At 74.1% G+C, this 12,965-nt stretch carries 10 protein-coding genes; 6 read left to right on the top strand and 4 right to left on the bottom strand.

Annotation, left to right across the window (positions count from 1 at the left end; all coding sequences use genetic code 11):
• Positions 1 to 28: 28 nt before the first annotated feature.
• The 4 genes from GA0070560_RS03875 (at position 29) to GA0070560_RS03860 (ending at position 4,090) form a co-directional block, all read left to right on the top strand.
• A complete protein-coding gene (locus GA0070560_RS03875; protein WP_091291403.1) occupies positions 29 to 976 on the top strand; it encodes an ROK family glucokinase in 948 nt (315 codons plus the stop codon).
• Positions 973 to 1,707, top strand: a complete 735-nt coding sequence (locus GA0070560_RS03870; protein ID WP_425412596.1) for an endonuclease/exonuclease/phosphatase family protein — start codon at positions 973 to 975, stop codon at positions 1,705 to 1,707. Before GA0070560_RS03875 ends, GA0070560_RS03870 begins: the two co-directional genes overlap by 4 nt.
• 152 nt (positions 1,708 to 1,859) lie before the next feature.
• Positions 1,860 to 3,269 (top strand): flavin-containing monooxygenase, encoded by a 1,410-nt coding sequence (locus GA0070560_RS03865; protein ID WP_091291401.1) that lies wholly within the window; start codon positions 1,860 to 1,862, stop codon positions 3,267 to 3,269.
• Positions 3,266 to 4,090: an alpha/beta hydrolase gene (locus GA0070560_RS03860; RefSeq protein WP_091291399.1), complete on the top strand. Its 825-nt coding sequence runs from the start codon at positions 3,266 to 3,268 to the stop codon at positions 4,088 to 4,090. The genes GA0070560_RS03865 and GA0070560_RS03860 overlap by 4 nt, the downstream gene beginning before the upstream one ends.
• A gap of 683 nt (positions 4,091 to 4,773) precedes the next feature.
• Here the strand turns inward: GA0070560_RS03860 and GA0070560_RS03855 are convergent.
• Together GA0070560_RS03855 and GA0070560_RS03850 are read right to left on the bottom strand one after the other, a co-directional pair.
• Positions 4,774 to 6,192 (bottom strand): alpha,alpha-trehalose-phosphate synthase (UDP-forming), encoded by a 1,419-nt coding sequence (locus tag GA0070560_RS03855; protein WP_091291926.1) that lies wholly within the window; start codon positions 6,190 to 6,192, stop codon positions 4,774 to 4,776.
• Between the two features lie 209 nt (positions 6,193 to 6,401).
• A complete protein-coding gene (locus GA0070560_RS03850; protein ID WP_091291397.1) occupies positions 6,402 to 7,238 on the bottom strand; it encodes a DUF308 domain-containing protein in 837 nt (278 codons plus the stop codon).
• Between the two features lie 233 nt (positions 7,239 to 7,471).
• Here GA0070560_RS03850 and GA0070560_RS03845 point away from each other — a divergent pair, with 233 nt between their 5' ends.
• The gene (locus tag GA0070560_RS03845) at positions 7,472 to 8,182 is read left to right on the top strand and encodes a lysophospholipid acyltransferase family protein (RefSeq protein WP_091291394.1); all 711 of its coding nucleotides are present in this window, start codon (positions 7,472 to 7,474) and stop codon (positions 8,180 to 8,182) included.
• A gap of 25 nt (positions 8,183 to 8,207) precedes the next feature.
• Here the strand turns inward: GA0070560_RS03845 and GA0070560_RS03840 are convergent, their stop codons facing one another.
• On the bottom strand, positions 8,208 to 11,699 hold the full coding sequence (locus GA0070560_RS03840) for an adenylate/guanylate cyclase domain-containing protein (RefSeq protein ID WP_139131432.1): 3,492 nt from the start codon (positions 11,697 to 11,699) through the stop codon (positions 8,208 to 8,210).
• Positions 11,700 to 11,837: 138 nt separating this feature from the next.
• Between GA0070560_RS03840 and GA0070560_RS03835 the strand changes: the two genes are divergently transcribed.
• Positions 11,838 to 12,104: a hypothetical protein gene (locus GA0070560_RS03835; RefSeq protein WP_091291388.1), complete on the top strand. Its 267-nt coding sequence runs from the start codon at positions 11,838 to 11,840 to the stop codon at positions 12,102 to 12,104.
• Between the two features lie 93 nt (positions 12,105 to 12,197).
• Here GA0070560_RS03835 and GA0070560_RS03830 read toward each other — a convergent pair whose 3' ends face one another.
• Positions 12,198 to 12,890: a Crp/Fnr family transcriptional regulator gene (locus GA0070560_RS03830; protein ID WP_091291386.1), complete on the bottom strand. Its 693-nt coding sequence runs from the start codon at positions 12,888 to 12,890 to the stop codon at positions 12,198 to 12,200.
• Positions 12,891 to 12,965 lie beyond the last annotated feature (75 nt).

Below are 12,965 nucleotides of genomic sequence, written 5' to 3'. Positions count from 1 at the left end.
GGCAGCACAGCAGAGGGGAGTGGCAGCGGTGACGCTGACCATCGGAGTCGACGTCGGTGGCACGAAGGTGGCCGGTGGTGTCGTGGACGACACCGGCAAGGTTCTCGTGCAGGCCCGACGGGACACCCCCGCAGACGACGTCGGCAAGACCCGCGACGTCATCATCGAGCTGGTCACCGAGCTCGCCGCCAGGTACCAGGTCGACGCGGTCGGCATCGGCGCGGCCGGCTGGATCGACGCCTCCCGCTCCACCGTGCTCTTCGCTCCCAACCTGGCCTGGCGGGACGAGCCGCTGCGCGAGTACGTCAGCGCAGCCACCGGCCTGCCGGCGATCGTCGAGAACGACGGCAACGTCGCCGCCTGGGCCGAGTTCCGCTACGGCGCGGCCCGCGACGCCGAGGACTCGATGGTCATGTTCACCATCGGCACCGGTGTCGGCGGCGGCATCGTGCTCGGCGGTGAGCTGGTCCGCGGCGCCAACGGCATCGCCGCCGAGCTGGGCCACATGCTCACCGTCCCGGACGGCCACCAGTGCGGCTGCGGCCGGCTCGGCTGCATCGAGCAGTACGCCAGCGGCAGCGCCCTGGTCCGCTTCGCCCGCGCCGCCGCCCGCCAGGAGCCGGAGCGGGCCACCGCCCTGCTCGAGCTGGCCGGGGGCGAGGCCGAGGCGGTCACCGGCCCGATGGTCACCGCGGCCGCGCAGGCCGGCGACCCGGTCTCCACCGAGGCGTTCGCCCAGGTCGGCCGCTGGCTCGGCACCAGCCTCGCCGACATGGCCCAGATCCTCGACCCGCAGGTCCTGGTGGTCGGCGGCGGCGTGGTCGACGCCGGTGACCTGCTGCTCGGCCCGACCCGGCGCTCGTTCAACGACGCGCTGGCCCAGCGCAGCCGGCTGCCCGTCGCCGAGATCCGCCCGGCGGAGCTGGGCAACAGCGCCGGTGTCATCGGCGCCGCCGACCTCGCCCGTCGGCTGTGACCGCCGCCGGGACCCCGGCCGGCGACGGGGAGCCGGCCGGCGGGGTGCGGCTGCGGGTGGTGTCGTACAACGTCCACAGCCAGCGTGACGACACGGTTGCGCTGGCGGCCGTGGTCCGCGAGGCCGGGCCCGACGTGGTGATCGTGCAGGAGGCCCCGCGCCGGTTCCGCTGGCGGCAGAAGTCGGCCGCGCTGGCCGAGTCGTTCGGACTGGTGGTGGCCGCCGGGGGTCTGCCCTCGCTGGGCAACCTGCTGCTGACCAGCCTCCGGGTGCGGGTGACCGGCACCCGGTGCCAGCGCTTCCCGCTCACCCCGGGACGGCACCTGCGCGGCGCCGCGTACGCCGAGTGCCGGGTCGGCGGGGCGCGCTTCCTGCTCGCCGGCTCGCACCTGTCCACCGACCCGGCGGAGCGTCCCGGCCAGGCCACGCTGCTCAAGCGGGAACTGGCGGCCGCGCGGCTGCCGGTGGTCCTCGGCGCGGACCTCAACGACGGCCCGGACTCCGTCCCCTGGCGGACGGTGGGGGAGGGGCTGACCGACGCGGCGGTCGCCGCCGACGCCGCCGACCGGCACACCTACTCGTGCGCCAACCCCCGCCGCCGCATCGACGCGCTCTTCGTCGACCCCCGGGTGACGGTGCTCGACTACGACGTGGTGGACACCCCGTTGACCCGCCGGGCCAGCGACCACTTCCCGGTCCTGGCCGACCTGCTCCTGCCGGTCACCGACTGACGGTACGCCCGCGGGCCCCGGTCGCCGCTCCCGGCGCGGCGGTCGGACCCGGGTCGTCCGGACCCGGAATGCCGGGCTGGACAACCGGCTCCGGGTACGGGGAGGATTGCCCGTCGAACCGGCGTTCGTGCCGCACATAAGGAGATACCCCGGTGCCCCCCTCCACCGAGCACGGCCGGCCCGATCCGGAGACCACCACGCTCGCCCTGAGCCGGGACGGCCGCCCGGTCTCCGACCGGGGTGACACGGTCTGCGTGATCGGTGCCGGCGCCAGCGGCCTCACCGCGATCAAGAACCTCACCGAGCACGGCTTCGGCGTCGACTGCTACGAGCGGGAGACCGGCGTCGGCGGCGCGTGGAACTGGCGGCACGACCGCAGCCCGGTGTACGCCAGCACCCACCTGATCTCGTCCCGGCCGTTCACCCAGTTCCCCGACTTCCCGATGCCGGACTCCTGGCCGGACTACCCGCACCACAGCCAGCTGCTGTCCTACTTCGAGCGGTACGCCGACCACTTCGACCTGCGCCGGCACATCTGGTTCGGCACCGAGGTGGTCCGGGTCGAGCCGGTGGCCGATGACCGGTGGGACGTCACCACCCGCAGCACCGGCGGGTACGGCCCGGAGCGCACCTCCCGGTACGCCGCCGTGGTGGTCGCCAACGGGCACAACTGGTCGCCGAAGCTGCCCTCCTACGAGGGGTTGGCGGAGTACCGGGGCGAGGTCATGCACGCCTCGTCGTACAAGGACCCGGCCCAGCTTCGCGGCAAGCGGGTGCTGGTGGTCGGCGCCGGCAACACCGGCTGCGACATCGCGGTCGAGGCCGCACAGCAGGCGTCCCGCTGCTGGCACTCCACCCGCCGCGGCTACTGGTACGCCCCGAAGTACGTCCTCGGTCGCCCCGCCGACCAGGTCAACGACCTGCTGCTGATGCTGCGGGTGCCGCTGCGCCTGCGGCAGTGGCTCTACCACCGGACACTGCGGCTGACCGTCGGCGACCTGACCCGCTTCGGCCTGCCGAAGCCGGACCACCGGGTGTACGAGACCCACCCGATCGCCAACAGCCAGCTCGTCTACTACGTCGGCCACGGCCGGATCGCCCCGGTGCCCGACGTCGCCCGGTTCCACGGCGGCGGCGTCACCCTCACCGACGGTCGGGAGATCGATCCCGAACTGGTCGTCTTCGCCACCGGTTACCTGCCGCGCTTCGAGTTCCTGGACCCGAAGGTGCTCGGGGACTCCGACGCCTCGGGCCGCCCCCGGCTGTGGCTGAACGCCTTCGCCCCCGGGTACCCGACCCTCGCGGTGGCCGGCCTGTTGCAGCCCGACTCCGGCGTGTTCACCCTGTCGCACTGGCAGACCGTCCTCTTCGCCCGGTTGCTCCAGGCCCGGCTGGCCCGGCCGCAGCGGGCCGCCGCGTTCGCGTCCCGGGTGGAGGCCGGCGCGGGGGAGCGGTACTCGGGCAAGGTCAAGGACAGCAGCCGGCACTGGTTCGAGGTGGGCCACGCCGACTACCTGCGCGCGGTGCAGCGCGCCCTCGACGAGCTGGAGGCCGGCCGGTGAGCGCGACGAACGAGCGGGTGCGGATCCTGCGGGGGCGGGAGTGGGCCCGTCCGGTCCGCCCGGTCCGGCGCGAGGTGCTGGGCGCGGCCCCGGAGCTGGAGGAGGGGCGGCCGCCGCTGCTCTTCGTACCGGGGTTCGGGCACGGGGCGTGGGCGTTCGCCGAGCACTGGCTGGAGCACGCCGCGTCGCGCGGCTTCCCGGCGTACGCGGTGAGCCTGCGCGGGCACGGCGGCAGCGAGCGGGCGCCGGAGGCGACGCTGCGGGCGTACACCCATGACGTGGTCCAGGTGGCGGCGGGCCTGCCGCGCCAGGCGGTGCTGGTGGGGCACGGCGCCGGGGCGCTGGTGGTGTCCCACGCGATGGCGCGTTATCCGGCCCGGGCCGCGGTCCTGGCCGCGCCGGTGATGGGCGGCTGGTCGACGGCCGCCACCGCGCTGCGCCGCAATCCGGTGGGCACGCTGCCCGCGTTGGTCGGTGGCCCGTTGAAGCTGCACCGCCGGCAGCTGTTCAGCCGTGAGCTGCCTGACGCCGACGCCCGGCGGTACGCCGCGCAGCTCGGTCGGGTCGCCCGGCGGGCCCAGTGGCAGCTGCTGGCCGGTCGGGAGGCGGAGCCGGCGGTGGGTCGTCCGCCGGTGCTGGTGCTGGGCAGCCCGGACGACCGGGTGGTGCCGCCGGCGGCGCTGGCCCGGGCCGCCCGGCGGTACGGCTCGGCTCCGCTGCTCTTTCCCGGCATGGGGCACGACCTGATGCTCGACGCCCGCTGGCGGGAGCCGATCGACGCGATTCTCGACTGGCTGGTCAAGGAGCCGCAGCGGGCGTGACCGGCGCGGGTTGCTCCTGGCCGCCGCGCGGACGCCTAGGCCCGGTCGCCGCCGACCGCGTGCTGACGGTCGGCAGTGCCGGCGTCGGCGCTTCCGGCCGTCCCTGGTCGAATGGGACGAGCAACGGTCGAACCGGGCAAGCCGACAGCGCGGCCGTCGCCATCCCCCCCCCGCGGCGGCGGGGGCCGGCAACCTTAGTCATCACTTTGAGTGAATGCCGTCGGGTTCAGGTCGATGGGTGACGTTCAGTGACGGCCGATGGCCTCCGTGCGGTGACATCGGTCGGTTGAACTCGGCCACGAGAAGCTGACCAGGGAAGATGTGGTCCGCCTCGGCGACGACCGATACTCCTCCCTCATCGCTTTGCTCTGCACCCACCGACGCGCCAGCAACGGTGCGTCACTGGTGCGTCAATGGCTGCAGAGCAAAGTGTCCGGAGCGCAGAGCCCCTTCCGGCGGGAGCAACACGGACAGTGAGATGGGTCGGGTGCTGCGCGAGCCGGCCCGGCCTCACCGGCCCGGCCTCACCGGCCCGGCCCCGGCGGCCCGGCCCCGGCGGCCCGGCCCCGGCGGCCCGGCCCCGGCGGCCTGGGGCCACCGGGCCACCGGGCTACCGGGTTGGGGCGGGCCGAGGTGAGGTGGCCGGAGCGACCGGGCGGTCGGGCGGGACGGCCGGGTGGGGGTCAGCCCGAGCTGCTGAGCCGGCGTACCAGCGAGCCGGTCTCGTCCAGCGCGCTGAGGTAGGAGCGGGCCCAGGCCCGGATGTCGTGGCGGTGCAGGTGCGCGCGCATCGCCCGCATCCGGTCGCCGGCGTCCTCCGGGGCGGCCCGTAGCGCCGAGAGCAGCACCCGCTTGAGCTCCTCCAGGTCGTGCGGGTTGACCAGGTACGCCTGCTCCAGCTCGGCGGCCGAGCCGGCGAACTCGCTGAGCAGCAGCGCGCCGGAGTCGTCGACCCGGGCGGCGACGTACTCCTTGGCGACCAGGTTCATCCCGTCGCGCAGCGGAGTCACCGCCATCACGTCGGCGACCCGGTAGAGAGCGGCCAGCTCGGTGCGGTCGAACGGCTGGGTGAGGTAGTGGATCGCCGGTTCGCCGACCCGGCCGAACTCGCCGTTGATCCGCCCGACCTCGCGCTCTACCCGCTCCCGCAGGATCTGGTACTGCGCGACCCGCTCCCGGCTGGGCACCGCGACCTGGACCAGCACGGTGTCCCGGACCTTGACGTCCCCGCTGGCCAGCAGTTCGCTGTACGCCTTGAGCCGCTGCTCGATGCCCTTGGTGTAGTCCATCCGGTCGACGCTGAGGATCACGTGCTCCGGGTCGCCCAGATCGTGCCGCAGCCGGCGGGCGCGGGCGGTGACGTCCGGACGGCCCGCCAGCGCGGCCATCTCCGCGGTGTCGATGGAGACCGGGTACGCCCCGATCCGCACCACCCGGTCGTCGACGCTGATCCGCCGGTCGGTGGCCGGTAGGCCGAGCACCTTGGCGACGAGCTGGGCGAAGTTGTGCGAGGCCTGGGCCCGCTGGAAGCCGATCAGGTCGGCGCCGAGCATCCCGCGCAGCAGTTCGGCGCGTCGGGGCAACTGCATGAACAGCTCCGGCGGTGGGAACGGCACGTGCAGGAAGAAGCCGATCCGCAGGTCGGGGCGGAGTTCGCGGAGCATCCCGGGGACGAGCTGAAGGTGGTAGTCCTGCACCCAGACCAGGCCGCCCGGTTCGGCCACCCCGGCGGCCGCCTCCGCGAACCGCTGGTTGACCCGCTGGTACGCCTCCCACCAGCGGCGGTGGTATTCGGGCTGCTCGACGGCGTCGTGGTAGAGCGGCCAGAGCGTCGCGTTGGCGAAGCCCTCGTAGTGGTCGCGCAGGTCCTGCGCGTCGAGCGGGACGGTGTGCATGCGCACGCCGTCGACGTCGGGGAGGGCGGGCGCGGGACCGGTCCCGCCGGCCCAGCCCACCCAGGTGGCCGGGGTGTGCCGTAGCAGCGGGTGCAGCGCGCTGACCAGACCTCCGGGGCTGCGGCGCCATTCGCAGGCGCCGTCGGGGGCCACACTGTCGTCGATGGGAAGCCGGTTGGCCACCACCACGAGGGAACTCTGTCGCATCTCGGGCATTCCGATCCGCAGTGGCCGACCGCCACGAGGAAGAAAGGAACAACCGGGCAGTCGGTGGGGGAAGTGACGTACAGCCGTATTCCTACTGACCGTAAGTTACACCCCTGTTACGTGGGACGGGACACCCGGTGGCGTCCCGCGATGCGGGCACAGCGGAGCGTGACGCTCTTCCTCGATCATCGGGAGCCGGGTCGGCGGGGTCAGACGACGGCGCCGTCGTCCGGGTCGTGGTCGTCCTCGTCGCCGGGGCGCAGCCGCCAGATCAGCGTGACGAAGCCGGCGAGGATTCCGGTGAAGCCGAGCAGGGTCACCACCGAGGCGTCCACCGGCAGCAGCGACGGGTTCAGGAAGAGGACGAAGCCGAGGACGATCGACAGCGCGCCGACCACGGCGTACTTCGAGATCCGGGGCAGTGGCGGCGGTGGGGGCGGGGTGTAGCCCTCCTCCGGGTCGCCCGGAAGGTCGGCGCCGAAGGTGTCCAGCCCGTCCAGCAGGGAGGGCTCGTCGTGCCGCTCCCGCCCGAGCGAGATCCCGGAGATGTCCCCCGCGTACGGCAGTCGCCGCACGTCGGTGGCGGTGGGGCCGGTGGACTCCTCGGCCCGGGTCGCCGCGGCACCGGCGCGGCCGGGCTGCTCGGCGGGGTCGTCGACGTCCTCGGCGTCCGGCCAGGGGTGGCTGCCGGCGGCCGGGGCGGTGTGGAACGCGGCGACGATGCGGTCCCACTCGGCGTCGACGTCCGGCTCGGTGCGTGGCGGCTCGGGGCTCGCCTCGTCGGTCAGCTGGGTGAGGTAGTCGCGCGCGGTGGTCAGGTGCGAGCGGTCGACGTAGAGCCGGTCCGTCGGTCGGGCCGGCACGGTGGTCGTCCGGGTGACCGGGTTCAGGTCGGCGGAGGGCTGGAGGTACGCGGCGATGCCGCCGGCGGCGAGCACGTCGAGCAGATGCTCGCCGACACGCGGATCGACGTCGCCCGCGACGGCGTACTCGCTCGCGTCGAGCCCGTTGTCCCGCCGTCCCCGGCGGGCCCCACCCGCTGACACCGGACATCCTCCTCGGCGGTTGTGTCGGCGCCCCGTACGCCGTGCCCTGAATCGTGACACGTCAGGACCCTGTTCCGGGAGTGCGTTGTGGCGTGCCGCTCCCGGTTCGTAGGCTCAGAGCCGACGATCCCGCCCGCCGAGGCGCCTGCGGCCGGGTCGCCGGGGTTCCCCGGCGCCCGCCCGGCCGACCGGCGGTGGTGTCGCCCGCCACCTGCTGCCCCGGAAGGACCCCCTTGCTGTACTGGCTGATGAAGCACATTCTCCTCGGCCCACTGCTCAGGCTGATCTTCCGTCCGCAGGTCGAGGGGCTGCACCACCTGCCCGGGAGCGGACCGGTGATCCTCGCCAGCAACCACCTCTCCTTCTCCGATTCGATCTTCACGCCGCTGGTCGTACCGCGAAAAGTCACTTTCATCGCCAAAGCGGAATACTTCACCGGTAAGGGCATCAAGGGCTGGCTGACCAAGGCGTTCTTCGCCGGCACCGGCTGCATCCCGGTCGACCGCTCCGGTGGACGGGCCGCCCAGGCCGCGTTGGACACCCAGCTGAGGGTGCTGCGGGCCGGCGGGATCGCCGGCATCTACCCGGAGGGGACCCGGTCACCGGACGGGCGGCTCTTCCGGGGCAAGACCGGGGTGGCGCGGCTCGCCCTGGACAGCGGCGCCCCGGTGGTGCCGATGGCGATGCTCAACTCCGACGAGATCCAGCCCACCGGCAAGCTCATCCCCAAGGTCGCCCGGGTGCGGATCCGTTTCGGCGCGCCCCTGGACTTCTCCCGCTACGCCGGGATGTCCGGCGACCGGTTCGTCGAGCGCGCGGTCACCGACGAGATCATGTACGAGCTGATGGAGCTCTCCGGCCGCGAGTACGTCGACATGTACGCCGCCAAGCTGAAGAACCAGCCGCCGGCCGAGCCCGTGGAGCGCCAGCCCGTCGCCGCCTGAGCGCCGTCCCGGGCGCGCTCCGGGATCAGGTGGGTCCGGCCGGGCCGGGCGTGGCGAGCCGGAGCAGCCCGGACGCCCCGGTGCGCGCGGCGAAGTCGCGTACCCGGGCCAGGGCCTCCGCCGCCCGCACCGGGTCGTCGGCGGCCAACGCCGGCACCGACAGCGCGGTGGTGAGCGCGTGGTCCGTGATGTCGGTCATCCGGGCGTAGCTGTCGGCCGCCGACCGGAACAGCCGGCCGGCGGTGGTCGCGTCCCCCTCGGCGACCGCCAGGGTGGCGTCGGCGACCTGCCCGGCGGCCAGCGCCCACGGGGTCATCCGCGGTGCCCGGGTGAGCATGTCGCGCACCAGCCGGGCCGCCTCCGGGCCGAGCACGACGGCGACGTGGCCGACCGCCGGCACCCACTCCGCGAACGGGATCATCCGGCTGCGCCGCCAGTCCTCGTCCAGCTCGGTGAGCAGCCGCATCGACTCGCCGCGCGAACCGCGCACCGCCAGGCAGAGGGCGGCGTGCGCCAGCGTCGACCGCAGCACCCGGTGGAAGCCGCTGCGCCGGGCGGCGGCCACCGCCCGCGCCACGAGATCCGGCCCGCCGTCGTCGGGCGGCGCGACGGTCGCGGTGTCCGGGTCGGCCCGCAGCTGCCGCATCCAGCCGGAGACGGCGACGATGTGCAGGTCCCACTCCGCGGTCGGACGGCGGGTGGACTCGGCCGCCATCTCCAGCGCGGCCACCCAGTCCCCGGCGTAGTACGCCCGCGCCCACTGGTCGGCGAAGCTCGTCGCGATGCCGTGGCCGCCGCCCGGGTCCAGGGACCGCTGCTCCTGCACCAGCCGCGCCGAACCGGTGAGGTCGCCCTCCTCCTGCGCCGCCCAGGCCAGGTTCTGCAGCGCCCGCCGCCGGCTGCTCAGCCGCTCCACCCGGCAGTGCCGGGCGACGTCCTCCAGCGCGGCGTAGGCGTCCTGCTCGCCGGCCATGTACCGGGCCACCGCCAGGGTGATCCGGGCGTTCGCCTGCACCTCCGGCAGCGCCATCCGCTCGGCCAGCTCGGCGGCCGACCGGGCGGCCTCGCAGGCCGGGTCGGTCTCGGCGTTGAGCATCCGCACCCGGGCCAGCTCGAGCAGCGCCTCCGCCTTCTCCTCGGTGTCCGGCAGCTCGGCGTAGATGCCGATGGCCCGGTCCAGGCAGCGCAGCGTCTCGGCGCGGTCGGCACGGCTCCACGCCGCGGTGGCCAGCAGCGTCCAGGCCCGGGCCTCGCCGGTCCGGTCACCGGCGTCGGCCAGCCGGCCGGCCAGCGCGGTCAGCGTGCGGGTGCCCCCGTCCACCAGGAACGAGTCACCGTCGCGGTACAGGGCCAGCTCGGCGTCGAACAGCTCCAGCGCCGGGTCGGGTTCACCGCCGACGGAGAGGGCCCGGGAGACCAGCGTCGCCGCGTTGTCGAGCGCGTGCAGCGCGTACGCCCGGCGGGCGGCCCGGTGCAGGGCGGCGCGGGCGTCGCGCGCGTACGGCGTCGGGTCCAGGCCGACCATGCGGGCGATCTCGTGCGCCGTCCAGCGGTGGTTGGCCAACACCTCGGCCAGGTCCTGCTGGCGACCGTCGGCGAGCTGCTCCAGCCAGTCGGCGGTGCGCTGGTGCCGCAGCACCCGCTCGGCACGGGGCAGCCGCTGGTAGCAGACGTCGCGCACCAGGATGTGCCGGAACCGGTACTCGGGCTGGCCGGGCATGGTGGAGCTGGGCAGCTCGTAGACCATGTCGCGGCGCTGGAGGCGGTCCAGCGCCCGCTCCACCCACTCCGCCGGCCGGCCGAGCGCGCCCGCCACCGGCGCTGGCCAGAACTGCACGCCAACCACGGCGGCGGCCTGCAGCACCGCCCGGTCGGCCGGGTCGAGCAGGTCGAGCCGGTTGGCGATGACCGCCTGCACGGTGCGCGGCATGCCCGACGTCCCGGCCGGGTCGAACCGGACGGTCGGTTCCAGCAGCCCGCCGTCCAGCAGCATCCGGGCGTACTCCTGGGCGTAGAGCGGATTGCCGTCGGCGAACTCGATCAGCGGGGCCCGCGCGGACGCCGGCAGGGTGGCCTGGCCCAGCAGCAGCGAGTAGAGGGTGTCGATGTCGGTGTCGTGCATCGGCGGCACCGAGATGGACATGGTGCCGCTGATCGTGCCGGTCCAGGCCGGGTGCCGCTCCCGCAGCTCCGGCCGCGCGGTCGCGACCACCAGCAGGGGTACGCCCCGGGCGGACGCGCCGAGCTGCTCGACGAAGGTGAGCATCGGCTGGTCGGCCCAGTGCATGTCCTCGAAGACCAGCACCGTCGGGCCCTGGGCGGCCAGGGCGAGCAGGAACCGTCGCCAGGCGGCCTCCGCCTCGCCCGGGGCCAGCCGCTCCCCGGGCACGCCGAGCAGCGGGCCGAGCGCCCCGGCCAGCCGGGTGCCGTGCGGCTCACCGAGCTGGGCCAGCCGGGTCCGCAGTCGGTCGGGCAGCGCCTCCGGATCGTCGCCCTCGGGCAGGCCCACCCAGCTCTTGACGATGTCGGCCAGGGCGGCGTACGTGACGTTCTCACCGAACGGCGGGCACTGCCCGACCAGCCAGGTGACCCGGTGTCCGGGGAGGTTGGCGGCGTGCCGGGACAGCTCCCGCAGCAGCCGGCTCTTGCCCACCCCGGCCGGTCCGAAGACGGTCACCAGCTGCGACACGCGCTCGGTGACGGTGCGGTGCAGGGCGCTGACCAGCAGGCCGCGCTCATGCTCCCGGTTGATCATCGGGGTCAGCTCGGCGGACTGCGGGTCGGTACGCGGCCGGGCCTGGACGGCGAGCCAGATCCGGCTGACCGCCGACCGGCCGCGCAGCGTCACCGGTGGACGGTCGGCGTATTCCATCTCGTGCCGGGTGGCCGACCAGGTGCTCTCGTCGACGACCACCCCGCCCGGCGGGGCGAGCGCCTGCAACCGGGAGGCGGTGTTGACCACGTCGCCGGTGACGAAGGCCTGGCCGCCGTCGCGGGTGGCGGAGAGGTCGACCAGCGCCTCGCCGGTGGCCACCCCGACCCGGAAGCCGAGGGGCGGCTGCGGGCCGGCGGCCTGCCGGGCCAGGCTGCGCTGCAGTTCCAGTCCGGCCCGCACACAGCGCAGAGCGTCGTTGTCGGTGGCGACCGGGGCGCCGAAGAGCGCCATCACCGCGTCGCCGATGTACTTCTCCACCACTCCGCCGTACTGGTGGACCAGCCGGCGGACGGTGGCGAAGTAGGCCTGCTGGAGGCTGCGTGCCTGCTCCGGGTCGGCCCGTTCGGCGTACGCGGTGAAGTCGACGATGTCGATGAACAGCACGCTGACCTGGCGTCGGTCCTCCTGCACCACGACGGCGTGGTCCCGCAGCGGCTGCCCGCAGTTGGTGCAGAAGTTCGCCTCGGGGTTGTTGCCGTGCCCGCACGACGCACAGCCGAGCGACAGCGCCTGTCCGCAGCCGCCACAGAAGCGGTCGTCCGGCCCTGCCACCCGGGAGCAGTGTCCACACTTGAGGTCGATGTCGAACTCCGTACGTGGGGAGACCCCAGTATCGCGCGGAGCTGATCCAGTCGGGTACCCGACGTGCGGGCCGACCCCGGGGCTGATCAGCCGACACTAGTGTTCCTCACAAGACAAGTTCACCGTCAGGAGAGTGCCGTGCAGGTTCGGTTGTCCGCCTACTGGACCGACCCGGGCGGGACCGTCCGGTCACCGGGCGAGACGGTCGACGTCGACGCGGTCACTCTCGCCAGACTGGAGGAGCAGGGCATGGTGGAGAACCCCGACGGCCAGACGGCCTCGGACACCGGCACGACCACGAGCACCACGACCGATCCGCAGAAGATCGGTCCGGGTCCGGGCACCCCGCCGGAGAAGATCGGTCCCGGCCCGGGCGCCCCGCCCGCGGACGACACGACCAACTGACTCACCCGGGCGGCCGGCGGACCCCACGGTCCGTCGGCCGCGTCCTTCTTCGCGTACGCAGGAAGGTGTGTGGTCGCGCCGGGACCGCGACGGTCAGCGCTCGGCCATCCCCGCGCGGCGACGCAGCGCGGCGACGTCGGTGACCACGATCCGCCGGCCCTCGGTGCGCAGCCAACCCCGGTTGGCGAAGGAGCCGATCGCCTGGTTGACGCTCTGCCGGGAGCCGCCGGCCATCTCGGCCAGCTGGCTCTGGTTGAGCTCGATGGTGATCATCGGGGCCTGGCTCTCGCCGGCGAGCCGGACCAGGGTCTTGGCCACCCGGCCGGGCAGGTCCAGGAAGACGTGGTCGGCGTTCTGCTCGGTGAGCCGGCGGATCAGGCCGCCCAGCGAGCGCATCACCGCGTCGAGGATGCGCGGGTTGGAGTGCACCAGCTCCATGAAGGCGGGTCGGGACAGGGCGAGCGCCGCGCAGTCCTCGATCGCCTCGGCGGAGGCCGAGCGGGTCGAGGCGTCCAGCAGGGAGACCTCGCCGAGCACGTCCGGCGGTCGGATCACCGACAGCACCGCCCGCTCGCCGGTCGGCGCGGTGCGGAAGACCGCCACCGCCCCGCGGCGCAGCACGATCAGCGACTCGCCCGGGTCGTTCTCCACGAAGAGCAGCTGGCCCTTGCGGTACGTGCGCGGCACCGCCGCGGCGATGACCCGTTGGCGGACCTCCGGCTCCAGCCCCGCGAACAGTTCCACGCCCGTGAGGGCGTCACCCGGCTCCGGCAGGCGCATCTCCACGGCCCAACCCCTCCCCGGTCACGGACCCACAACTCGCTCACCGGGTGAACCTGACGGCCCCTGACCGGTGGTGAA

The organism is Micromonospora halophytica, assembly GCF_900090245.1.
Classification (GTDB): Bacteria; Actinomycetota; Actinomycetes; order Mycobacteriales; family Micromonosporaceae; genus Micromonospora; species Micromonospora halophytica.
This window is presented reverse-complemented; position numbering and strand designations above follow the sequence as displayed.